Below are 21,937 nucleotides of genomic sequence, written 5' to 3'. Positions count from 1 at the left end.
GGCTAGGGCTAGGTACCGCTCTGGTCGGCGAGGAACGACGCCACCCACGCGAGTGCGGAGTTCCAGTTGATCGCCACCTCGTTGGTGGCGTAGGACTCGATGTGGTCCACGTAGCAGAACTGTGGTGCACAGCCGGCGAGCAGCTCCGCCGCGAACGGGTCCTGCAACGCCGCGTTCGCCCCGCCCGCGAGCGATCCGGCCGGTGGCTTCGGTGTGTTCGGGTCGAGCTGATGGCCGAAGATCCGGGAGTGCTGGTTCTGCGGAGACTTTGTGCCGTAGTCGGTGACGTAGGAGTGGTTCAGCGCGTTCCGGCCGAAGATGTAGTCGACGCCCTGCACCGCACCGTCGCGGTAGTCCGTCCGGCCGGTGAGGTCGTACGCCGTCGCCAACACGACGACGTTGTTGAGGATGCCGCTGTTCGAGCCCCAGTTGTAGAACTCGGCGCGGCCCGGCAACGGCAGCCCGTACGCCTGCCCGTGCAGCGTGTCGAGGTAGCGGTCGGCGGCCGCGACGACGGAGTCGTGGACCTCGCGCCGCTGGTCGGTGGGCAGCCGGCTGGGCACCGTCGCCAGCTCGAGGCGCCCGAGCGCCCCCACCGACCCCCAGCTGAAACCGCCGGCCGAGAACACGTCGGCGTCGTGCATCGGCGAGGACAGCACGGCCTTGTGGAAGGACGGCTCACCGGTGGTGAGGTACAGCTCCACCGCCGCCCAGTAGAACTCGTCGTCCACGTTCGGGTCGCCGTACGCACCGCCGCCGTTGGTGTCGGCGTCATCGGCGTAGACGTCCGGGTGCGCCTTCGCGGCCGCCCACGCCGCCTTCGCGGCGCCGAGGCAGCGACCCGCGAACTCCCGGTCGTACGGCTTGAACACCCGGGCACACTGCGCGGCCGCGGCGGCGAGGTTCAGCGTGGCGGCCGTCGACGGCGGGTGCAGCTCACGCAGCTGCGGGTCGGCTTCGGGCTGCATCGGCAGGCCGGTCCAGTTCTGGTCGTGCATCTTGTGGTGGGCCATGCCGGCCAGCGGCTGCCCGGACGGGACCTGCATCCGCAGCAGGAACTCCACCTCCCACCGCGCCTCGTCGAGGATGTCGGGCACACCGTTGCCGCGTTCCGGCACCCGCAGCCGGCCGTCGTCGAGCGGCTCGGTCCTGCCGGTGGCCGCGTGCGTGGCGCGTTCCCAGGTGCTGAGCAGCTGGTGGGCGGCGATCCCGCCGTTGACGACGTACTTGCCGTGATCGCCCGCGTCGTACCACCCGCCGTGCACGTCGAGCGTGTAGTCGCAGACCCCGTCCTGGCAGGGCACGTCGGTGTCGCCCTGGTTGGGTGGGATGCCGACGTGGCCCGCCGGCCGGGTGTACTCCTCGCCGACGAGCGCGCCGTCAATCGGGATGCCGCTGCGCTGGATGTAGAAGAACTGCAGGGAGTCCGACCGCAGTTTTTCGTACGCCGAATCAGTGATGACGAACGGATAGCTCGTCTCGCCGTCCACGGTCAGCGTGTAGCCGGAGCCGCGGCCGCGGTAGGAGCTGAAGTCGATCGTCGCGACGTTCTGCTCGGACGCCGCGTCGACACCGCGCGGGGTGGACGATCCCTCGGCGACAGTGCGGCCGCCGGCGTCGCGAAGCTGCCAGGGGAGTGCGTCCGTCGCGTCGGTCACCACCGTGGCGTTCTTAGGGCCGTGCGGCAGATATCCGACCTGGTTCACCCGCACCCGCGGGCCCGTGTCAGGCACATACACCGGCGGTTCTCCCCCACCCCGCAGCGAAACGTCGTCCAGGCAGAACGTCCACGGCTCAGCCGCTCCGCCGACCTGTAGTTGGACGCTACCGGCCGTGGTCTCGGTCCCGGACGTGAACTCGTAGGTGTACGACCCGGCCTCGCCGGTCAGCTCCACCGGTTCGGAGAGTTCGGCGGTGTAGGGCGGGTCGGCGAGCTGGACATTGGTCCGCACGGTGACGGGCGAGCTGGCGGACGCGGTGAACGACAGGGCGTACGACGCGCCGTCCTCCAGGGCGATGCCGTTCTGCCCGACGATGACGTCCCACGGGTTGGCGGTGCCGCCGGGGACGGTGGTGCACAGGCGGCCGTCGACGATCTCCGCCGAGGCGTTTCCGGTCCACCACCACGGGTCGGTGCCGTCGTCGAAACCGCCGTTCTCGACCTGTTCGGCGCCCTCAGCAGCCGTGGCTGCCTTGGTCGTCGTGGGGGCCTCGGCCGCTCCCGCGGCGCTGGTCGAGCCGGCCATGGCGGTCAGGGGGAGGGCGCAGGCCAGCAGGACGGCGGCGTACCGCCTGGTTGCACCGATCATGAAGTTACTCGGGTCATGCAAGCGTCCTTTGCGGTCCGCATCCCCCGTCGTCACAGCGTGGCGCGAGCGGTGTCCGCTGAGGGGGACGCTCGCGCCGTCGCTGATGGTGGCAGCCTGGCTCCGGGGTGTCAATTCCGTCCTGGTCCGGCCGGAGGTGCATGATCATGCGCGACAAACCGGGCGTTTGCCGGCATCGAGACGCCCAGGTTTCCGCGCATGATCATGGTCGCGGCACGTCAGTCGACGCTGTCTCCCGCGCGGGGCTTCGTCGCCCGGATGAGGTACCGGTGGTCGTGCGTGACGAATTCACCCGTCTCGCGGATGCGTGCGTCGAGCCGGCGTAGTGCCACGTCATACGTGCGTACGTCGAAGTCGTCGATCGTCCACGGCACCGCCCGCAGCTGGTAGACGACGGCCCCGATGTCGCCGAAGACGTAGGCCGGCATCTCCTCCCGCGCCTCGTCCACCCTGAAGCCCTGTGCGCGCAGCGCAGCGACGGCGAGGTCGCAGGTTTCCGCGTCTAAGTCGATCGAGGGCGGCGCGCCGAGCGCGGCGTTGATCTCGGCGCCGTTGCGGCTGCCGACCTGCTGGGTGAGGAACACACCACCTGGTGCGAGAGCGCGCCACGTCTCGGCGGCGTCGAGCCAGCCGTGCCGGTTGAGTACGAGGTCGAACTCGCCGTCGGCGACGGGAAGCCGGCCGTCGTCGGTGGTCTGGCGTACCTCGACGCCGAGCGGTTCCAACCGTCGCCGCGCGACGGCGAGGTTGGGCGCCCACCCTTCGAGGGCGACCGTGAACGCCGGCAGGGGGCGCAGCCCGGCCAACTGCTCCCCGCCGCCGGTGTCGATGTCGAGCAGCCGAGCCGCGTCGGCGACGGCGGCGCGAGCGAGATCCGGGTAGGACCACGACAGGTCCTCGCCCGTCGTGCGGTCCCGCAGCCAGCTGAAGTCCCAGCCCTCGAAGGGCGCGGCGAGTGCTTCGGCCACGAGTTGTTCGTACGGTTCCATGGGTGATCACCTGTTCTGGTGGAGATATGTGCGAGGGGATCGGCGAGCGCGGAGCGGTCACGCACAGGGGCCGACGGGCATGCGGCTGCCCCCACGTGGCGGCACAGGGCCAGAGCCACGGGGGTACGGATCAGCCGCTATCTCGCACGCCTGGCAACCTAAGGGTCCGGCAGGCGTCCCGGCAATCGGCTTTCGGCGCGGCGGCCTTCGTCACACCGGCAGGGTGTCGACGTCGTACTTCTGGATGGCCGGATCGCGGGCGGGTCAGCGGAACTTGGCGAGGATCGCGCGGGCGAACGCCTCGTTTGCCTGCTTCGTCCGGCCGGCGTTGTGGGGCGTGTGGACGACGTTGTGCCGGCCGAGCAGCGGATCGGACAGCGGCAGCGGCTCGACGTCCCACACGTCGGCCGCCAGGGCGATCTCGTCCGCGAGGACCCGCCGGCGGATGGCCGCCATGTCACAGATCAGCGCGCGCGTCACGAGCACGACGAGACAGCCCGCCGGCAGGGCGTCGATGTGGTCGGCGGTGACGAGCCCCTCGGTCGACGGCAGCAACGGCACCATCGGCACGAAGATCTCCGCGTCCCGCACGAGCCGGTCGAGGTGGTGCTCGCGGCGGGCGCCGGAGCGGTGGAAACAGGGCTCGCTGGCGTACGGATCCCACGCGGCGACGTCGGCACCCAGCGTCGACACGAAGCCGGCGTAGCGGCTCGCGATGTTGCCCGCACCCACGACCCGCACCCGCGCGCCCGCCACGGTGCCGGCTGTGAACCGCGGGTCGTCGCCGTACTGGCCACCGCGCCCACCCGGCCGCGGCACGCCGTCGGCGGGCGAGTAGTCCCACGGCGCCAGGTCGGTGAGCATCTCGTGGTGCAGCTGCGGTATCCGCCGCAGCCCGCACAGCGTCAGCGCGAGCCCGAACTCCGCGACCGACTGGCCCCAGAAGCCTTCGCTCTCGTGGCGGTGGACCTCGACTCCACGGGCGCGCAGCAGCTCGGCCGGTTCGGCGTTCTCGCCGTACGCATCGAGCAGGGCGGCCTCGCGTAGGCCCGCGAACGCCTCGACCGACTCCGGCGTGAACGGCGCCCCCAGGACGACCAACCGGTGCACGGACGCGGGATCGCGGATGGCCTCGTGCACCGGCCGGGCGTCGTCGACATCCAGGCGTACGCACTCCAACGGGCACTGGCCGGGCGGCCACTGGAGGCGGAACGCCTCGGCCACCCAGGGCCAGTGGCCGTCGAAGCTGGCGTGCGAGACGAGGACGTCGCGCGCGGACTCCCCGAGCACTGGCGCTGTCACCGCAGGCCGAGCTGCTTCAGGATCTGGTCGATCTCGGCTATCTCCTGCGCACCCAGCGGACCGTGTGCGATCGCGCCGGCGTTGTCCTGGGCCTGCGCCACCGTCCGGATCCCGGGGATGGGCACGAACGCCGGACTGCGGGCGAGGAGCCAGCCGAGCGCGCCCTGCGCGAGGGTGCGGCCACCGGAGGTGAGGATGTCGCGGATGCGGTCGAGGGCGTCGAGCGTGCGCCCCTCCTTGCCGGAGAAGTCGAAGCGCCGGCGTACGTCGTCGGCGGCGAACGTCGTCTCGCGGGAGAACTTCCCGGTGAGCGCGCCCATCGCGAGGGGACCGCGGTTGATGCCGGCGAGCCCGGCGGACTCGAGCAAGTCGACCATGGCGGGGTTGTCGTCGATCACGTTGGCGTGCAGCTGGATCGCGGCACAGTGCTGGCTGCGGGCGAAGACCCCCGCCCGCTCGGGGTCGTCCGTACTCCACCCGAACGACCGGATCTTGCCCGCGTCGACCAGCTCCTCCAGCGTCGCCACCACCGTCTCGGCCTGCACCGGGTCGTAGTCACCGATGTGGAACTGGTAGAGGTCGATCACGTCGACTCCGAGCCGGGCCAGGCTCGCGTCGCACTGCTCGCGGATCGAGGCGGGCGAGGCGTCCCGGCCGATGGCCCGCTTGGCCTCCTCGTCGAAGAGGTTGCCGAACTTCGTCGCGATGACCACCTCGTCCCGCCTGCCGGCCAGCGCCCGCCCCACCACGCGCTCGCTGTGCCCGGCGCCGTAGATGTTGGCGGTGTCGAAGAACGTCACCCCCGCGTCGAGCGCGGCATGGATCGCCGCGACCGACTCGTCGTCATCGACCTTGCCCCAGCCGATCGGGTTGCCGTCGCGGAACGCCGGACCGCCGATCGCCCAACAGCCGAAGCCGATCGGGCTGACCGCGAGACCGCTGCGTCCGAGGGTGCGGGTGGTGCTCGTCATCGTCATACTCCTGCGAGGTCGGGGACTCCCATCCTTTCCTACCCCCTTGGAACTGGTCAGCTAGCTCCCGTACCGGGCTCCGGCTGGCCGATCGCGGCGCACCCGGCGTGAGCTCATCCGGCGTGAGCCCACCCGGCGTGAGCTCACCCGGAGCGGTCCCACCATGCGGGGGCCGGCGTAGCGGCGTTCTCTCCGGGAGAGCTCTCGACGCAGCGGCTGGCCGAGGAACTCACCGAGGATCACGCCCGCCGCCAGCGCCAGCGCATCGGTCGCCGCGTGCAGGAGACCCGTGACGCCGCTGATGCTGTCACCGTGGGTCAGTTGCAGCATCGCGCTGTAGATCGTGAGGCCCGGCAGCATCGGGATGATCGCGGGGAGTACGACGGTGAGGGCCGGCAGTCGCCGCCGCGTCGCGAACGTGTAGCCACACGCGCCGATCCCGACGGCGACGAGCGCCCGCGCCATCGACGGCGACGTGAGGACCTGGTTGAGCGCCAGGAACGCGGTGTACCCGGCGCCGCCGAGTCCGAAGGCGGTGGGGAGCAGCCGGAGCGGTGCGTACACCCCGACCGCCATGGCCGCCGCGACGATCCCGGCCGAGGCGAACCGGTACGGCAGCCCGCTCACCGTGAACGGCGCAGGCGGCTGTACCGGCATGATGATGCCCAGCTCCCGGGCGACGACGAGCGCCATCGCCACCCCGCCAGTGATGCCTGCCGCGAGGATCAGCACCTCCATCGCCCGGCCGGCGGCGGTGACGACGTACCCCGTCAACGCGTCCTGGACGCACGACAACAGCGCGAGGCCGGGCAGCAACAGGACCACGCCGGCCGCGACCACCAGGGCCGGCTGCACCGAGACGCCGGTGGCGGTCAGGATGGCCGCCACCGCGGTCGCGATGGCGGCGCCGACGAAGTTCAGGTAGAAGTCGGGGACGTTGCGGCGGGCGAGACGCCGGCCGATCCGGTCGATGACCACCGTCGCGCAGAACGTGATCAACGCGAGGAGCCAACCCCCGCCCAGCTGCACCGCGACCGCGCTCGCCAGCACGCCCCATGCGCAGGTGACGACCCATCGGGGATAACGCTTCGCGGACCGGACGATGGTGTCCAGGCGTACGTACGCCTCCGCGGGTGTCAGCGTGCCCTCGGTCAGTCCCAACACCATCTCGTGCAGGGCGGCGAGGCGGTTGTGGTCGACGGCGCGGACCCGGACGTTGCGCAAGTCGGTGACCGGCAGCTCGGACTCGCCGAAGGCGACGGAGACCAGCACCTCGGTGTGGGTGACGGAGGCCTCGGCGCCGCGGAGCCCCAGTGCGGACGCGCAGGCGACGATCGACGCCTCGACGTCGACCGCTCCCGCACCGCTGCGCAGCAGCAGCTCGCCGAGCCGGAGCAGGAAGTCGAGGGCCCGTCGCAGGTCGGGCCCGCAGTCTCCGTCCGGCATCCGCACGACGTACGGCGAACGTCGCGGGGGCTGGTCAGTGGGGTCCTCCCGGCTGAGCACGGCGCCGGCCGCGCGGCGCAGTCGGGTACGCAGCTTGGGCCGGGCGGGCGTGTCCGCCTGGCTCTGGCCGAGCACCGGCATGCGATTCACCTCCGTACGTACGGACGAACATCTGAGAGCTTTCCCACCCGCCCAGTCCCGGAACACGCCCGGAACGCCGACCACGGACAAGTCAGGTGCGGGTTCATGGGCGCTGCGGAACAATCCAGGGTTCGCGTGGGGTCGGGGCCTGAGACAGGGAGAGGCAGTGGACAGCGGACTACCGCAGGAGATGTTCCAGTATTACGACAAGGGTGGCGAGGCCGGCCGGCTCTCCGGTGGTGCCGGCGAGCTCGAACGGCTTCGTACGCAGGACCTGATCCTGCGGCACCTGCCACCGCCGCCGTTGCTGGTACTCGACGTCGGGGGTGCGGCCGGCGTCCACGCGTTGTGGCTGGCCAAGCGGGACTACGACGTGCACCTGATCGACCCTGTGCCCGGCCATGTCGAGCAGGCTCGCGCGGCCTCCGACGCCCAGCCCAGCCATCGGTTGGGCAGCGCGACGACCGGTGACGCGCGCGAGCTGTGGCACGCCGACACGAGCGTCGACGCCGTCCTGATCCTCGGCCCGCTCTACCACCTGACCGAACGCGCAGACCGGATGCGGGCGCTGGAGGAGGCCTACCGGGTCCTGCGGCCCGGCGGCGTCGTCTTCGCGGCGGCGATCTCCCGGTTCGCGTCGATGATGAGCGGCCTGGCGATTCCCGACCTGCTCGACGACCCGGATTTCGTGGAGATCATCCGGCAGGACCTGCGCGACGGGCAGCACCGCAACCCGACCGAGAAGCGGTACTTCACGACCAGCTTCTTCCACCATCCGGACGAGTTGAGGGCGGAGATGGTGGCGGCCGGATTCGCCGACACCAAGATTGCCGCCGTCGAGGGGCCCGCGATGTGGACGGGGTCCTTCGACGCCGACTGGGCCGATGCCGGCAAGCGGGCGTTGATCCTGGAGTTCCTGCGTACGACGGAGGAGGAGCCGACCATCATCGGCTCGGGCTCGCACTTCCTCGGCATCGCCCACCGATAGGCGCACGCGCCGCCGGTCGGGTGGCGCATACGCGGCACGTTCGTTCCTACGCCGACTGACGTGGCCCCGGGTGCGGCCCGACGCCGGTCGCGGAACACCGGGCTAGGTCCGGGCTAGGGCGACGCCGCGACGTACTCCTTCAACGCCAGCAGCGTCTTCTCCATGTTGCGGCGGTTGTGCTCGGCACGGTTGGCGACGCCTGTGCCCAGTGGTCCGACGATCCTCCGGAAGAACGGATTGGTGAGGTTCCTCGTCCGCTCGGTGACGCGGCACCCACCGTCGGCCGGCTCGATCTCGTACCGCCACTCGGCGATCGGCCACCTCAGGGCAGTCACCTTCCAGGCGAAACATCGTCCCGGTCGGGCCTCGGTCACGGTCGAGGTGGTCCACCAGCGCAGCGGTCCATGCCGGTTCACACCGCGGAACCTCGCACCGACGACCGGGCCGTCAGCTCCGTCGAGCCACCGGCAGGAGACCGTCTCCGCCGCCCACCGGGGGAGCTGGGCGACGTCGGTCACGATGTCGTAGACGGCCCGAGGGTCCGCGGCCATCTCGATGCTCGCCTGCACGTCGTCGCTCATCGGGTTCACGCGAGGTGTTCGGCGCGGACGGGGGGAGCGGAGGCATCGGTCGCGTACGAAGGCGGCCGCGGCTGGAGCCAGCGCACGAAGGCGGGCTTGACCGCGAAGGCGAAGTAGTGGTTGCCCGCGGGGCTGTAGTGGCCGCCGTCGATGTAGTGCCGGTCGATGTACTCCTCCGGCGTTGTCGTGTACGCCGCATAGTCCGCGACGTGCATGGTCAGCGAGTCGACGTACGCGATCCCGAGGTCGTCGAGGAGGGTGACGAACTCCGCGTCGGGACGTGGCTTTCCCGCGCACGCGTCGGCGACGGCATCACCGGGATAGCTCAACAGAACAAGCAGTTTCTTGCCCTGCTCGGCCAACGCGCTCCGCATCCGGTCGAGCAGGATGATCGAGGCACGGAACGCGCAGCGGTCGTAGAACTCGGTTGCCGCCCGTTCCCGGTCCGCCTCGCTGGTGAGATCGAGGGAGAGCCCGAGGGCGGCGGCGGTCTCGGTGTGCTGGGCGAGGAAGTCGAAGTCCCTGGTCCGCTGCCCGACGAGCAACTGCACCACAAGGTCGTTGTCGTACGAATCGATGAGGAAGTCCCGATCGCACAGCTGGTAAAGGGATTCGGGCGTAGGGCAGGAGTTCGGCCGCTCGACGAGCTGGCCCGCTCCGTCGAACCGCACATGCACCCAGGGGTTCGCGTGGAACATGCTGGTCCGCTGCGAGCGGTGCATCTCCCACCAGCCGTGGCCGACGCGCAGCCGCCGGTAGGCGTCCAGGCTGCGGTAGTGGTCGTCGAGGAAGATGTTGAACACGACGTACTCGGCACCCGCGTCCGTGGCCTCTGTCCGCCGCAGCCGACGGTAGGCCTGGTGGACGCCGAACCCGCCGACCCCGAAGTTGCGGATCGGCTCACCGAAGTGCCCGGCGAGATACTCCTGCCAGGTCTCGCCGTCACTGACCTGGTGGCACTGGGTGAAACTGTCGCCGTAGGTGTTGATCCGGCAGGGTCGGTCCGCGCCGTTGATGACCCGGCGTTCGCCGAACCCGCCGTACCGGTAGGTGCTCACCGCACCGTCGACGCCGTCCTGCACCTCGGACGGATGCGGCAGATATCCCAGTTCGCTGTCGAACCTCGCCCACTTGGGTTCGTCCGGATCGAGGAACCGGTCGACCTCCTCCCGGTCCACCACGGCTTCGGCGAGGAAGCGGTGCACCTGGTCGGCAAAGCTCGTCATGCGTTCCTCCTCGGCAGGGGTTTGCGCGACGCCAGGACTACGGTGACGTCAGGGTCTCGACGACGCGGGCGCACCGGGCCGGGTCGATGGTGAGCCCATTTTCCAGCCCCCACAGCCAGTAGTCGACCGACCGGACGAGGGTCCACGTCCGGGCGAGCTCGCCGTCCAGCCCCGCGGCCGACACGATCAGGTCGAGACAGTCCCGCACGCCCTTGTCGCCGGGCATGTCGTCGAGTCGCCACCAGAGCAGCTGGGCGATGCCGTACTCCGGCACGCCGACCAGGACTCTCGGGTCGATCGCCAACCAGGGTTCGCGTTCGGCGGCCAGGATGTTCTCGTCATGCAGGTCGTGGTTGACCAGCAGGTCCCCGGTGGCGGAGGCCAGCTCGCGGGCCAGCCCGACCGCCATGGTGAGGTCGTCCGACGGGACCGGATCACCCAACTTTGCCGAACGCTCGACCGCCGATGCGACGAAGGCCTCGGCGACGCCGACGACGGGCGGCAGGTCCGCGTCGGCCGGGGCGGGAACCGCTTGTCGCCGGAGCAATTCGCCCGCCACCGTGAGCGAGTCCTCGAGCGGCAGCGAACGAAGCGAGCGGGAGGCGTCGAGTCGTTCCAGCAGGAGCGCGCCGTCCTCGACGGAGGCGTCGAGCAGTCGGACCATGCCGTGGCCGTCCCACAGTGCCAGCGCCACGACCTGGTTCCGCAGCTCCTGGTCGAGCCAGGCCACCTTGAGGACGCAGGCGGCCCCACCGTCGCGTCGGACCACCGGCACGGCGATCCCGTTGGCGCCGTGCATAGGCGCGCCGTCGATCGTCAGCGACCACCGTACGCAGAGTTCGTCGACGAGCGCGGGGAGCGACTCCGCCCATGCCCGGCCGGCCGCCCCCTCCCGCGAGACGCGGGTGTAGGAGAAGAACGACGGCGGAAGGCTGATCACGACCAGCCATCCTGGCAGACCAGTCGCGGGAGGCCGGGCACACGCCGCTGTCGAGGCTGGCTTCATGATCAAAGTGCGCAAACTGTAGGTGTCGGACCCCTCGGACCTGCAGTTTGCGCACACTCGCCGGTGCCAGAATGGGGCGTGGGCAACCGCGCGAGTTCCGCTTGGCTGGACGACACCGGGCTGGTGACCCTCCCCACCGGTAGTCAGGTCCGCGGGCGGCGGGCGGGAGACGTCACCATCACACCCGCCGACTTCGCCCTGCTGCTGGTCGGGGGACCGGCGCCGGCCTGGCCACATCGGCGTATCCGCTGGCCCGACTTCTGGATCCCCACCGACCGTACCGACGCGCTCGACGCCCTGCGCGAAGCTCTCCGACGGGCACACGCCGGCGAACGCGTCGAGGTCGCCTGCCGAGGCGGCGTCGGCCGCACCGGAACCGCCTTGGCCGCCCTCGCCATCCTCGACGGACTCCCGGCACCACAGGCCGTCTTCTGGGTCCGCGCCCACTACCACCGCCGCGCCGTCGAGACGCCGTGGCAGCGCCGCTGGCTACGTCGGCTGCCCTGACTCAGCTGGACCACCTGGGAGGATCAACCTGTGACCTCCGAACCTGCGGACGGAACGAGCCGCGCCGGCGTCGGCGAGGGCGGGGACCCGGTGTGCTGGCTTCACCTGTTGTGTCCGGAATGCGGCGCGATGATCGAGGACCAGCCTCCCCCGGACCACTGCGTCCGCTGCGGGGCCGAGCTCCCCGCCGACTGACGTCAGCTGGCCGACGTCAGTCGGCGGGCGTCACCGGGTCGTCGTCACGGGGCCGGACCGAGGTCCTTGGTCAGGTGAATGAGATCGGGTACCGCAGGCTCACGCTCCCGCCTGGTCTCGACGTAGCCGAGCCGGCGGTAGAGGCGCAGGTTCGCCGCACTGAGGTGGCCCGTGAACAGACTCGCCCGGTGCGCCGGCGCACTGGTCTCGGCCGCCCGCAGCAGCGCCGTCCCGATTCCCTGCCCTTGCAGATCTGGCGCGACGGCGAGCCGGTTGATGTACAGGACGTCCATGTGTAGCCGCATGCGGACGGCACCGACGAGGCGGGTGCCCGCTGTCGCTGCGATCCCGCTACTGCTGACGATCTCGTCCTCCAGTTCGGCGAGCGTCTGGGTCAGCGGAGGCAGCCGAGGGTCGTCGTAGAGTTGCGCCTCACCGACGAACGCGGCGCGCTGGAGGGTCAACAGTTCTCCCGCGTCGCCGAGGTCGAGCGGGCGTAGCTGGAATCGCGGTCGCGGTGTCATGTCATGCGGTCCTCGTCCTTGCCGGTGTGCCACAGCTCCGCGAGACGGAGTAGTCCGTCGGCGATGACGTCCTCCGGCGCGGCGAACGCCACCCGCAGCCAGCCGTCGAGCGCGTCCTCGCAGCTGAACGTCGGACCGGCCAGGACGTCGACACCAGCCCGACCCGCGCGTTCGGCGAACGTCGTCGCGGAGTGGCCCGCGGGCAGTTCGATCCACAGCGACGCGCCGCCGGCAGGTACGTACGACCGCCAGTCCGGCAGTTCCTCCGCGAGGATCTGCAGGGCGAAGTCCCGCGCGGATCCGAGGGTGGCCCGGCGGTGGGCGCGGGCCTCGGCGGCGCGGTCGAGCAGCCGGGCGGTCACGATCTGCGCGGGGATGGACGTGCCGAGATCCTCGGCACCCTTGACGATCGCCAGGCGTTCCACGAGGTCGCGGCCGGCACGCAGCCAACCGACCCGCAGGCCGCCCCAGAAGCCCTTACTCGCCGAGCCGAGTGTCAGCACGTCTCCGCCGTACGACGCGAGTGGGGGAGGCGGTGGACCGTCGATGATGGCGTCGGTGGGTGCCGCGTCGTCGACGATCGTGAGACCGGCCTCGGCGGACAGCCTGGCCACTGCCGCCCGCGCCCGTTCGGGCAGGACCGAGCCGGTGGGGTTGTGCACGGTCGACTGCAGGAGGGCGAACACCGGCCGATGGCGGCGTACGGCGGCGGCGAGGGCGTCGATGTCGACCCCTTCGCGCCCGCTGGGTACGCCGACGAGGTGGGCGCCGACGCTGCGCAGAACCTCGATCGCGCCGCGGAACGTCGGCTCCTCCACGATGACGGTGCCGCCCGGCTCGACGAGCGTCTCGGCGACGATCCGCATCGCCTGCTGGGCGCCCGAGGTGACGAGGACCTGACCGGGGTCCGTCCGCAGGCCGAGGGCGGTGTAGTAGCTGGCGACGGCGGTACGCAGGACCGGAAGGCCACGGGGGACGTAGCCGTGCGACGGCAGGGTCCCGGCGAAGTCCGCGGCGGAGAGCCGGTCGAGCTCGTCGGCGACCATCGGGATCCCTGGGAGTGCTGCGCTGCGGAGGTCGATCCGGGCGTTCAGCTGTCGGGTTCCCCGCGGGCCGGCGACCAGCGTGTCGGTGACGAACGACCGGAGCCGGTCGTCCCCGCGGGCGTTCGCGTGTCCGGCCGCGGTCGACACGAAGGTGCCCGTGCCGGTGCGGCTGACCAGGATGCCCTCGGCGCGTAGGGTGTCGAACGCCTGACCCACCGTCGTCCGCCCGAGTCCGAGGGCCGACGCGAGGATGCGTTCGGACGGCAGGCGGGTGCCGGCCGGCAGCTGGCCGGCGCGGACCAGTTGGCGCAGCGCCTCGGCGAGTCTGGTGCTCAGCCCGCCTGGCTGGTCGGCCCACCCGTCCAGCAGCCGGATCAGCCGCGGCGCGCCGAAGTAAACCACTGGCGCCGGATTGGATCTGGTGCTGCTGGTAGCCATCGCCCGATCATCGCCAAGTCGGAACGGAATTGCACTCCCCAGCGGGTAGGCAGGAGGGATGACCGGTGCCAACCGTCGTACTTCTGGGCACTCTGGACACCAAAGGTGCGGAGTACGCCTTCGTCCGCGACCGGCTTGTCGAGGCCGGTGTCGACGTGGTGGTCGTCGACGCGGGAGTGCTCGCGAGCCCGGCGGCCGGCGAAGGCTCGGCCGACGACCTGATCGCGGCGGACGTGCCGGCGAGCGAGGTGGCCGCGGCGGGTGGCGCGGATCTTGCCGCTCTCGCCGCAGCCCGGGACCGCGGCGCGGCCGTCACCGCGATGGCGCGGGGCGCCGCCGAGGTGCTGGGGCGCCTGCACCAGCAGGGATCCTGTGCGGGGGCGCTCGCCCTCGGCGGGACCGGAGGGACGTCGATCGCCGCGCAGGCGTTCCGCGGACTACCCCTCGGCGTACCGAAGGTGATCGTCTCGACGGCCGCCTCCGGCGACACCCGGGCGTACGTCGCCGAGAGCGACCTCGTGCTCTTCCCCAGCGTGACCGACGTCGCCGGCGTCAACCGACTGTCGGCGCGGATCCTCGCCAACGCGGCGGCCGCCCTGGCCGGCATGGTGACCGCGCCGGAACCCGCGGTCGCCGCGGAGCGGCCACTGGTGGCGGCGAGCATGTTCGGCGTGACGACGCCGTGCGTCACCGCCGCCCGTGAGCTGCTCGAGAAGGGCGGCTACGAGGTGCTGGTGTTCCACATGACCGGCGTCGGCGGTCGTACGCTCGAAGGGCTCGCCGCCGACGGCTGGCTGGCCGGCGTCCTCGACGTCACGTCCACCGAACTCGCGGACGAACTCGTGGGCGGGGTGTTCTCCGCGGGTCTGGGTCGGCTCACCGCCGCCGGCGCCGCGGGGGTGCCGCAGGTGGTGTCGGTCGGGGCGCTCGACATGGTGAACTTCGGCCCGAAGGAGACGGTGCCGGAGAAGTTCGCCGACCGGAACCTCTATGTCCACAACCCGAGCGTGACGTTGATGCGTACGACGCCGCAGGAGTGTGCCGAGCTGGGGACCCGGCTGGCGACGCGGGTGTCCGCGACCACCGGACCGGCCGCGGTCTTCCTTCCGCTGAAGGGGATCTCGGCCATCGCCGGCGAGGGCGGGCCGTTCCACGACGCCGACGCCGATGCTGCACTCTTCGACGCGATCCGGTCGACGCTGGACCGTACGCGGGTCGAGCTGATCGAGCTGGACCTCGACGTCAACGACCCGGCGTTCGCGGCGGCGATGGTCGAGAAGCTCGACGCCTACATCACGGGGAGCAAGAGGGGAATGGCATGAGCCGGCTGACCAGGGAGTCCATCCTCACCCGCCTGCGTGCCAAGGTCGCGGCCGGCCAGCCGATCATCGGCGGCGGCGCCGGCACCGGCCTGTCCGCCAAGTGCGAGGAGGCCGGTGGGATCGACCTGATCGTCATATACAACTCGGGCCGCTACCGGATGGCAGGGCGCGGATCCCTCGCCGGGTTGATGGCGTACGGCAATGCCAACGACGTCGTGGTCGAGATGGCCCGTGAGGTACTGCCGGTCGTTAGGCACACGCCGGTGCTGGCGGGGGTCAACGGGACCGACCCGTTCTACGACCCGGACGTGTTCCTGCCCGAACTGGCACGGCTCGGTTTCGCCGGCGTCCAGAACTTCCCGACGGTCGGGCTGATCGACGGCGTGTTCCGCGCCAACCTCGAAGAGACCGGGATGAGCTACGCGCTCGAGGTCGACATGATCCGCCGGGCGCGTGGCTTCGACCTGCTGACCACGCCGTACGTCTTCTCCGTCGAGGACGCGGCCGCGATGGCCGAGGCCGGGGCGGACCTCGTGGTCTGCCACTTCGGCCTGACCACCGGCGGCGCTATCGGTGCCGAGACCGCGCGCAGCCTCGACGACTGTGTCGAGCTCGCCACCGCCTGGGCGAAGGCCGCCCGCGACGTCCGGGACGACGTGCTGGTCCTGTGCCACGGTGGACCGGTCGCAGAACCCGACGACGCCGCGTACGTCCTGCGTCGGGCGTCCGGTGTCGACGGCTTCTACGGCGCCTCGTCGATGGAGCGGTTGCCGACCGAACGTGCGATCACCGCGCAGATCAAGGCGTTCGTCGACATCGACCCCTCGACCGGCTGAGCCGCCGGAACCGGATCGAACGAGCGGAACGACGAAAGAGGAGCCGATGACGGAAGCCAGCATCACCCGGGCAGGAGACGTCGCCAGCGAGGACTATCCGTGGGGACGCCTCGACTGGTTCGTGTCCAAGGCGCTCGGCAACTCGCGGAAGCTCACCGTCGGCCGCTGCCAGATCGACCCCGGCCAGGCCAACGCGCCGCACTACCACCCGAACTGCGACGAGGTGCTGCACGTCCTGCGCGGCAGGATCCGGCACCGCCTCGGCGACGAGTACGTCGAGATGGCCGAGGGCGACACGATCTCGATTCCGACGGGAGAAGTCCACAACGCCGAGAACATCGGGAACGACCGGGCAGTGCTGCTGATCACGTTCTCCACAGCGGACCGCCAGGTCGTCACCGTGGATTGAGGGTGAGCCAACCTTGTCATCGACATCGCCGGCCGTGACCGCCGTCGTCAACGCCGACGTCCCCGGCCCCCTGATCACACCAATCCGCGTTTCCTGTTCCAACAGAACGCTCTTCGTGACGCGCTCGTGGCGAGTCTGCATTTCGATATCTTCCATCGGCACGCCGACCGGCTGGTGATGGCCAACATCGCCCAAACGGTCAATGTTCTCCAGGCGATGGTGCTGACCGACGGTGACCGACTGCTGAAGACGCCGACCTTTCACGTCTTCGAGATGTCGTCGACGTGCCCGACCATTCGTTCCTCACTGTCTCTGCGCGACTCGGCTGACCTGCCTGCTCGACATACTGGCTGGCAGATTCGGCCAGAATGCAAACCATTGAACGCCCAATTGGCTATGGCATCCCCGAATGTGGCCATGCCAGGATGGCTCCGCGACGTTGACCGTGCGTTCGGACCTGGACGCCTGAGGTTGATCTGAATGTCGACGTCTGGACGTTGAACCCACAGGCAAAAGATAGGGGCTTGATGGCTGTTCACGATATTGCGATGGTCGGTTGCGGTGGTGTGTCCGCGATGCATTTCGATGGTTATCAGGTCCATCCTGAGCGGATCCGTATCGCCGCTGCGTGCGATCCGCGACCTGAGCGGCGTGAGTGGGCCCAGCAGACCTACGGGGTGGAGCAGGTGTACGCCAGCCTGGAGGAGATGATCGACGGCAGCGAGTGGACCGCCGCGGTGCTCTGCACGCCTACCAACGTGCGTCAGGACATGGTCAGGACATTGGCCGCCGCGGGCAAACACATACTCGTCGAGAAGCCGCTCTCGGACACTTTCACGGAAGCCAGTCTGATCGTCGACGTCTGCGCGGACGCCGGTGTCCACCTCGCCGTTAACCAGAACTTCCGTGACCACTACGCATTCGACATCGCCCGACGACTCATCTCCGACGGCAGAGTCGGCGAGGTCCACGGAGTGGTTCACACCAACCTGATGTTCCGGCAGGACCGCGGGTGGCGCACTCAGATCCAACGGCATGCAATGTCGGTGATGGGCGTGCACTGGTTCGACGGCTTTCGGCACATGCTCGGACGGGAGGCGGCGTGGGTGTGGTGCCGCACATCGTCCTCGCCGGAGGTCGACTGTGCCGGTGAGACCGACGCATTCACCCAACTGCTCTTCGATCACATTCCGGTGTCGTACGTGCAGAGTTTCTCCAGCCGGTTGCGGCGGACAGACACGGTGGTCCTCGGCCAGCTGGGCACCCTGGAGTTCGGCTACGACACCGTGAGCCTGCGCGACAAGGACGGCAGCACGGAGTGGGAGAATCCGTACGCCGGGCGGGGAAAGCCGGAGTCCACGTACCTCAGCCTCAACCGGCTGCTGGACGCTCTCGACGACGGCGGTGAGCCCTCTAACAGCGGTAAGGACAACCTGCGAACCATCGCATTGCTCGACGCGGCCTACGAGTCCGCGCGTGCGGGGGATCCAGTCACCTTGACGGGAGGCCTTCCCACATGAAGATCGCCTTTTCCAAGCCGACCGCAGGGCCCGAAGAACAGCGGTTGCTCTTCGACAGGTTCCGGGAGGCCGGATATGCGGGCCTGCAACTCAAGGGTGGGCAGTACGGCTCCTACCTTGATGATCCCGAAGCGTTCCGCAACGAGTGGAGTCGCGACTCGGCATGCACGACCGGGCTGATCACCGGCGGCACACTCGACCCGGACGGTCTGGCGCGCTTGCGTTCGACGATCGAATTCGCCAGCGCGGTGGGTTCGGAGCGGATCGTCTTCTGCCACGGCGTTCCGCGCGAAGGGCTCAGCGACACTGACATCGCCGGCTTCGCGCGGGTGCTGTCCGAGGTGGGCCGGGAGGCGGCCGACCAGGGCATCGCCCTTTCGTTGCACCATCACTACAACCAGCCCGTCATGCACCGACGGGACTTCGATGTCTTCTTCGGCGCCGCGGACCACTCTGCCGTCCACCTCACCGTCGACACCGCTCACCTGGTGAAGTCCGGTGTGACCGATGTCGCGGGGCTCGTCTCCGACTTCGCTTCGGTGATCGACAACGTTCATCTGAAGGACTTCGCCGACGGGGAGTGGCGGCTCCTCGGCGAAGGAGTGATCGACCTCGACCGGCTGTTCGCGACTCTGGGAAGCATCGACTACCGCGGATGGCTGTGCGTCGACGAGGAGACCAGCACGGGACTCGTCCACGCGATGGACGTCTCGATGGAGTACGTCCGATTGAGGATCTGACCCACCTCGAGGACCCAGCCCACTGCCCGACGGACCGAGCTGTCCAGCAGCTGTCCGGCAGGCGTCCACGCCCACTTTCGAAGAGGAAAGACGATGGCGAGAAGACCAGATCCACGAGGTATGAACAGGCGGCAGCTGCTGGGGACAGGAGGAATGGCGGTCCTCAGCGGCATCGCCATGTCCGGATGCGACCTGCTCTCCACCGATCCAGGCCAGCAGGAGTCGCGGCAAGGCGGTGGAACCGGCGCCAAGGAGTCACCGATGCTGACCGACATGGTCAAGCGCGGCGATCTTCCACCGTTGAAGGAACGCCTCCCCCGGTCTCCGCTCGTGGTGAAGCCAGTGGACGAGGCCGGTGTCTATGGTGGAGAGCTGAGACTGATCAGTGTCGGTGGGCCGAGCAACGTCGGGGGGAACCTCGATCGCACCCTGGCCTATGACCACCTGGTCCGCTGGAAGCCGCAGATGACCACGTGGACCGCTGAGGACGTCATTCCCGACATCGCGGAGAGCTATTCGGTCAACGACGATGCCACCGAGTACGTCTTCAAGCTGCGTTCGGGCATGAAGTGGTCCGATGGTGAACCGTTCACGGCGGACGACATCGTCTTCTGGTGCGAGGACGTTGCTCTGAACACCGAGATCACACCGGCCATGCCGACGTGGCTCGTTGCCGGCGACGAACCCTTCACGGTCGAGAAGCGGGACGACCACACCGTCGTGTTCCGCTTCGCAGGCCCGAACGGTCTGCTGCTCGGCAACCTCGCCACGGCCAACGGACTGGGACCGACGCGCCACCCGGCGCACTATCTGCGTGACTTCCACAAGAAGTACGCCCCGGATGCCGAGGAGAAGACCAAGGACGCCGGTTTCGACAGTTGGGCGGACTTCTTCCTCCAGAAGGCGACGCCGTGGGAGAACCCTGAGCTGCCGGTGCTCACCGCATGGCAGGTGACGAAGGCGGTCGGCGATGTCACCGACCGGGTGGTCGCCAGGCGCAATCCGTACTACTGGAAGGTGGACACGGCAGGGAGGCAGCTGCCCTACATCGACGAGGTGTCCACCCAGCTCGTGGCCGACAACGAGGTCGCCAAGCTGAAGACGCTCGGTGGCGACGTCGATCTGGTCTACTCCACCATCACCATGGACATCCGCGACAAGCCATTGATCGCCCGAGGCCGACAGGAGGGGAAGTACCAGATCCTCGACCTGACCTACGAGGACTCCAACACGATGGCCTTCGCGGTCAACCTCACGCACCGCGATCGGCAGATGCGCAAGGTCTTCCGCGACATCAACTTCCGGATCGGGCTGTCTCATGCGATGAACCGGCAGGAGATCATCGACACGGTGTTCCTCCGGCAGGGCGAGCTCCATCAGATCGCGCCCCATCCCGATACCGCCTACTACAACGAGAAGCTCGCCACGCAGTACACGGAGTACTCCGTCGAGACGGCCAACCGTTACCTCGATCGGGTCCTCCCGGACAAGGACGGTGACGGCGCGCGCCTCGGCCCGGACGGCCAGCCATTCAGGTTCAACGTCGATGCCATGTCCGACATCAGGGCCAGGGACATCGCCTGCCTGGAGATGATGCGCGAGCACTTCAAGGCCGTCGGCATCGACATGCGGATCAAGTCCGAGTCGAGCACGCTCTTCTGGGAACGCGTGGACGCGAACTTCCACGATGCCTGCGTCTTCGGCTCCGGCGGCGGCCTCGACCCGGTCTACCAGCACGACTTCATGGTGCCGCTCGCGATCACGGCCATCCCGTGGGCCAACTGGTACGACGCCGGCGGGCTTCGCGGTGCGATCCCGCAGGACGCGGTCGGCCCATTCGAGGAGCCGCCGCCCGCGGCGCGGGAGCAGATGTCGCTCTACGAACAGCTCAAGAGCACGGCCAACGGCGAAGAACAAACCGACCTGATGAAGCGCATCATCGCGATCGCCCAGGAACAGTTCTGGTACATCGGGATCAGCCTGCCGAAGGGCAACTACGGCGTGGTCAGCAGTCGCCTTCACAACGTTCAGAATCCGATGATCGACGACTGGCCCTGGCAGACGCCCGGCCCGACCACCATGGCGCAGTACTTCATTCGCGAAGGCGAGGCATCGTAGGAACCGCGACGGCGGATGAGGCACCATGGGGCGGGTGGAAACCAAGGCGACGCGCACAGGGATTCTGGCGTTCCGCCACGCGCGGGTTCTGCCGTGCACCGGGGCCGATCCGCTCGACGACGCGACCGTGGTGGTCGAGGACGGTGTGATCAAGGACGTCGTGGCGGGCGTCTCCAGGGTGCGCGCGGACGACACGGTCGACTGCCGTGGCCGCACGTTGATGCCCGGACTGATCGACGCGCACGTTCATGTCTGTTCGTTGGACGTCGAGGTCGGGCGGGAGCAGCGGGACTATCCGACCAGCCTGTTGGCGTACGCGATCGGGCGGGTGATCGGGCAGACGCTCGACCAGGGCTACACGACCGTCCGGGACGCGGGAGGCGCCGACTGGGGGATGAAGGAGGCCGTCGACCGCGGCCTGATTCCCGGGCCGCGGATGTTCGTGAGCGGGCGGCCGCTGTCGCAGACCGGCGGGCACGGGGACAGCCGGTCGCGCGCGCAGGACAGCGTGGGCTGCCTGTGTGGCGCGCACCTCGGCATGGTCGACAACGTCGCCGACGGCGTGGACGGCGTCCGCCGGGCCGTGCGGGAGCAGCTGCGTCGCGGTGCCGACGCGATCAAGGTGATGGCGAGCGGTGGGGTGGCCTCGCCGACGGACAAGCTCGAGAGCCTGCAGTACACGGATGCCGAACTTGCCGCGGCCGTCGAGGAGGCGGCGCACGCGGGGACGTACGTCCTTGCTCACGCCTACTCCGCCGAGGCGATCCGGGTCGCCGTCGAGGCCGGCGTCCGTTCGATCGAGCACGGCAACTTCCTCGACGAGCCGACCGCTGCGTTGATGGCCGCGCGCGGCACCTTCCTCGTCCCGACGTTCGTGGCGTACGAAAAGCTGCACGAGCACGGCCGCGCGCTCGGTTTCGCGCCGGAGAAGCTCGCCAAGCTCGACGACGTGCTGGGGGCAGGGCTCGACGGCCTGGTGCGCGCCCGCGACGCCGGCGTGCGGATCGCGTCCGGCTCGGATCTGCTGGGGCCGCTCGCGGTGCACAAGACGCGGGAGCTGGCGATCAAGGCCAAGGTGCTCGGTGCCGCGGAGACGTTGGTGGCGACCACACGGACCAACGCCGAGCTGCTGGGCATCTCCGCCGAGGTGGGCACCATCGAGCCGGGCAAGCGGGCTGATCTCCTCGTCGTCGACGGTGACCCGCTCGCGGACATCACCGTCCTGCAGGACCTCGAGAAGCTGCCTGTGATCGTCCAGGCCGGCGCCATTCACAAGCGCACACTCTGACGCATTTGACGGGTTGA

The 21,937-nt window shown here is 69.5% G+C and carries 21 protein-coding genes; 11 read left to right on the top strand and 10 right to left on the bottom strand.

What is annotated here, in order from left to right; genetic code table 11:
- Window positions 1-8 precede the first annotated feature (8 nt).
- The 5 genes from ABNF93_RS16665 to ABNF93_RS16645 form a co-directional block, all read right to left on the bottom strand.
- Window positions 9-2,309 (bottom strand): glycoside hydrolase family 9 protein, encoded by a 2,301-nt coding sequence (locus ABNF93_RS16665; RefSeq protein ID WP_349328988.1) that lies wholly within the window; start codon window positions 2,307-2,309, stop codon window positions 9-11.
- 236 nt (window positions 2,310-2,545) lie between these two features.
- On the bottom strand, window positions 2,546-3,316 hold the full coding sequence (locus tag ABNF93_RS16660) for a class I SAM-dependent methyltransferase (RefSeq protein ID WP_349328987.1): 771 nt from the start codon (window positions 3,314-3,316) through the stop codon (window positions 2,546-2,548).
- Between the two features lie 264 nt (window positions 3,317-3,580).
- Window positions 3,581-4,618: an NAD(P)-dependent oxidoreductase gene (locus tag ABNF93_RS16655; RefSeq protein WP_349328986.1), complete on the bottom strand. Its 1,038-nt coding sequence runs from the start codon at window positions 4,616-4,618 to the stop codon at window positions 3,581-3,583.
- Entirely contained in the window at window positions 4,615-5,589 is a 975-nt protein-coding gene (locus ABNF93_RS16650; RefSeq protein ID WP_349328985.1) for an aldo/keto reductase, read from the bottom strand. Before ABNF93_RS16650 ends, ABNF93_RS16655 begins: the two co-directional genes overlap by 4 nt.
- 60 nt (window positions 5,590-5,649) lie before the next feature.
- Window positions 5,650-7,176, bottom strand: a complete 1,527-nt coding sequence (locus ABNF93_RS16645; protein WP_349328984.1) for a threonine/serine exporter family protein — start codon at window positions 7,174-7,176, stop codon at window positions 5,650-5,652.
- Window positions 7,177-7,342: 166 nt separating this feature from the next.
- Here ABNF93_RS16645 and ABNF93_RS16640 point away from each other — a divergent pair, with 166 nt between their 5' ends.
- On the top strand, window positions 7,343-8,164 hold the full coding sequence (locus ABNF93_RS16640; RefSeq protein WP_349328983.1) for a class I SAM-dependent methyltransferase: 822 nt from the start codon (window positions 7,343-7,345) through the stop codon (window positions 8,162-8,164).
- Window positions 8,165-8,277: 113 nt separating this feature from the next.
- Here ABNF93_RS16640 and ABNF93_RS16635 read toward each other — a convergent pair whose 3' ends face one another.
- Genes ABNF93_RS16635 through ABNF93_RS16625 form a run of 3 tightly spaced genes read right to left on the bottom strand, consistent with a single transcriptional unit; the run spans window position 8,278 to window position 10,911 of the window.
- Entirely contained in the window at window positions 8,278-8,745 is a 468-nt protein-coding gene (locus ABNF93_RS16635; protein ID WP_349328982.1) for an SRPBCC family protein, read from the bottom strand.
- A gap of 5 nt (window positions 8,746-8,750) precedes the next feature.
- The gene (locus tag ABNF93_RS16630) at window positions 8,751-9,971 is read right to left on the bottom strand and encodes an SGNH/GDSL hydrolase family protein (RefSeq protein ID WP_349328981.1); all 1,221 of its coding nucleotides are present in this window, start codon (window positions 9,969-9,971) and stop codon (window positions 8,751-8,753) included.
- Between the two features lie 37 nt (window positions 9,972-10,008).
- Window positions 10,009-10,911, bottom strand: coding sequence for an aminoglycoside phosphotransferase family protein (locus ABNF93_RS16625; protein WP_349328980.1), 903 nt, complete (start codon window positions 10,909-10,911; stop codon window positions 10,009-10,011).
- 144 nt (window positions 10,912-11,055) lie between these two features.
- On the opposite strand from ABNF93_RS16625, the gene ABNF93_RS16620 reads away from it, so the two are divergent.
- Together ABNF93_RS16620 and ABNF93_RS16615 are read left to right on the top strand one after the other, a co-directional pair.
- Window positions 11,056-11,484 carry a protein-tyrosine phosphatase family protein gene (locus tag ABNF93_RS16620; RefSeq protein WP_349328979.1) on the top strand — a complete coding sequence of 143 codons (429 nt, stop codon included), beginning with the start codon at window positions 11,056-11,058 and terminating at the stop codon, window positions 11,482-11,484.
- Between the two features lie 30 nt (window positions 11,485-11,514).
- Window positions 11,515-11,679 (top strand): hypothetical protein, encoded by a 165-nt coding sequence (locus ABNF93_RS16615; protein ID WP_349328978.1) that lies wholly within the window; start codon window positions 11,515-11,517, stop codon window positions 11,677-11,679.
- Between the two features lie 44 nt (window positions 11,680-11,723).
- Here ABNF93_RS16615 and ABNF93_RS16610 read toward each other — a convergent pair whose 3' ends face one another.
- Entirely contained in the window at window positions 11,724-12,203 is a 480-nt protein-coding gene (locus ABNF93_RS16610; RefSeq protein WP_349328977.1) for a GNAT family N-acetyltransferase, read from the bottom strand.
- On the bottom strand, window positions 12,200-13,687 hold the full coding sequence (locus ABNF93_RS16605) for an aminotransferase-like domain-containing protein (RefSeq protein ID WP_349328976.1): 1,488 nt from the start codon (window positions 13,685-13,687) through the stop codon (window positions 12,200-12,202). The genes ABNF93_RS16610 and ABNF93_RS16605 overlap by 4 nt, the downstream gene beginning before the upstream one ends.
- Window positions 13,688-13,752: 65 nt before the next feature.
- Between ABNF93_RS16605 and ABNF93_RS16600 the strand changes: the two genes are divergently transcribed.
- From ABNF93_RS16600 to ABNF93_RS16565, 8 genes are all read left to right on the top strand, one after another.
- Window positions 13,753-15,009 carry a Tm-1-like ATP-binding domain-containing protein gene (locus ABNF93_RS16600; protein ID WP_349328975.1) on the top strand — a complete coding sequence of 419 codons (1,257 nt, stop codon included), beginning with the start codon at window positions 13,753-13,755 and terminating at the stop codon, window positions 15,007-15,009.
- Window positions 15,006-15,845 (top strand): phosphoenolpyruvate hydrolase family protein, encoded by an 840-nt coding sequence (locus tag ABNF93_RS16595; RefSeq protein ID WP_349328974.1) that lies wholly within the window; start codon window positions 15,006-15,008, stop codon window positions 15,843-15,845. The genes ABNF93_RS16600 and ABNF93_RS16595 overlap by 4 nt, the downstream gene beginning before the upstream one ends.
- Window positions 15,846-15,891: 46 nt before the next feature.
- Window positions 15,892-16,254, top strand: a complete 363-nt coding sequence (locus ABNF93_RS16590) for a cupin domain-containing protein (RefSeq protein WP_349328973.1) — start codon at window positions 15,892-15,894, stop codon at window positions 16,252-16,254.
- Window positions 16,255-16,272: 18 nt separating this feature from the next.
- Window positions 16,273-16,734: an alpha-L-arabinofuranosidase C-terminal domain-containing protein gene (locus ABNF93_RS16585; protein WP_349329023.1), complete on the top strand. Its 462-nt coding sequence runs from the start codon at window positions 16,273-16,275 to the stop codon at window positions 16,732-16,734.
- Window positions 16,735-16,802: 68 nt separating this feature from the next.
- The gene (locus tag ABNF93_RS16580) at window positions 16,803-17,774 is read left to right on the top strand and encodes a Gfo/Idh/MocA family protein (protein WP_349328972.1); all 972 of its coding nucleotides are present in this window, start codon (window positions 16,803-16,805) and stop codon (window positions 17,772-17,774) included.
- Window positions 17,771-18,514: a sugar phosphate isomerase/epimerase family protein gene (locus tag ABNF93_RS16575; RefSeq protein WP_349328971.1), complete on the top strand. Its 744-nt coding sequence runs from the start codon at window positions 17,771-17,773 to the stop codon at window positions 18,512-18,514. The genes ABNF93_RS16580 and ABNF93_RS16575 overlap by 4 nt, the downstream gene beginning before the upstream one ends.
- A 120-nt stretch (window positions 18,515-18,634) precedes the next feature.
- Complete coding sequence (locus ABNF93_RS16570; RefSeq protein WP_349328970.1) at window positions 18,635-20,632, top strand: ABC transporter substrate-binding protein; 1,998 nt, start codon at window positions 18,635-18,637, stop codon at window positions 20,630-20,632.
- 34 nt (window positions 20,633-20,666) lie between these two features.
- The gene (locus ABNF93_RS16565; protein ID WP_349328969.1) at window positions 20,667-21,920 is read left to right on the top strand and encodes a metal-dependent hydrolase family protein; all 1,254 of its coding nucleotides are present in this window, start codon (window positions 20,667-20,669) and stop codon (window positions 21,918-21,920) included.
- The last annotated feature ends 17 nt before the right edge of the window (window positions 21,921-21,937 follow it).

Source organism: Actinopolymorpha sp. B9G3 (assembly GCF_040120725.1).
GTDB lineage: Bacteria > Actinomycetota > Actinomycetes > Propionibacteriales > Actinopolymorphaceae > Thermasporomyces.
Note: the sequence above shows the minus strand (reverse complement) of the source record. Positions and strands in the feature narration are given on the sequence as shown.

Bases quoted from the DNA above. Each gene is read 5' to 3' on its own strand.
- ABNF93_RS16665 (WP_349328988.1), bottom strand. From the start codon at position 2,309: ATGATCGGTGCAACCAGGCGGTACGCCGCCGTCCTGCTGGCCTGCGCC.
- ABNF93_RS16660 (WP_349328987.1), bottom strand. From the start codon at position 3,316: ATGGAACCGTACGAACAACTCGTGGCCGAAGCACTCGCCGCGCCCTTC.
- ABNF93_RS16650 (WP_349328985.1), bottom strand. From the start codon at position 5,589: ATGACGAGCACCACCCGCACCCTCGGACGCAGCGGTCTCGCGGTCAGC.
- ABNF93_RS16645 (WP_349328984.1), bottom strand. From the start codon at position 7,176: ATGCCGGTGCTCGGCCAGAGCCAGGCGGACACGCCCGCCCGGCCCAAG.
- ABNF93_RS16635 (WP_349328982.1), bottom strand. From the start codon at position 8,745: ATGAGCGACGACGTGCAGGCGAGCATCGAGATGGCCGCGGACCCTCGG.
- ABNF93_RS16630 (WP_349328981.1), bottom strand. From the start codon at position 9,971: ATGACGAGCTTTGCCGACCAGGTGCACCGCTTCCTCGCCGAAGCCGTG.
- ABNF93_RS16610 (WP_349328977.1), bottom strand. From the start codon at position 12,203: ATGACACCGCGACCGCGATTCCAGCTACGCCCGCTCGACCTCGGCGAC.
- ABNF93_RS16605 (WP_349328976.1), bottom strand. From the start codon at position 13,687: ATGGCTACCAGCAGCACCAGATCCAATCCGGCGCCAGTGGTTTACTTC.
- ABNF93_RS16595 (WP_349328974.1), top strand. From the start codon at position 15,006: ATGAGCCGGCTGACCAGGGAGTCCATCCTCACCCGCCTGCGTGCCAAG.
- ABNF93_RS16590 (WP_349328973.1), top strand. From the start codon at position 15,892: ATGACGGAAGCCAGCATCACCCGGGCAGGAGACGTCGCCAGCGAGGAC.
- ABNF93_RS16580 (WP_349328972.1), top strand. From the start codon at position 16,803: ATGGTCGGTTGCGGTGGTGTGTCCGCGATGCATTTCGATGGTTATCAG.
- ABNF93_RS16575 (WP_349328971.1), top strand. From the start codon at position 17,771: ATGAAGATCGCCTTTTCCAAGCCGACCGCAGGGCCCGAAGAACAGCGG.
- ABNF93_RS16570 (WP_349328970.1), top strand. From the start codon at position 18,635: ATGAACAGGCGGCAGCTGCTGGGGACAGGAGGAATGGCGGTCCTCAGC.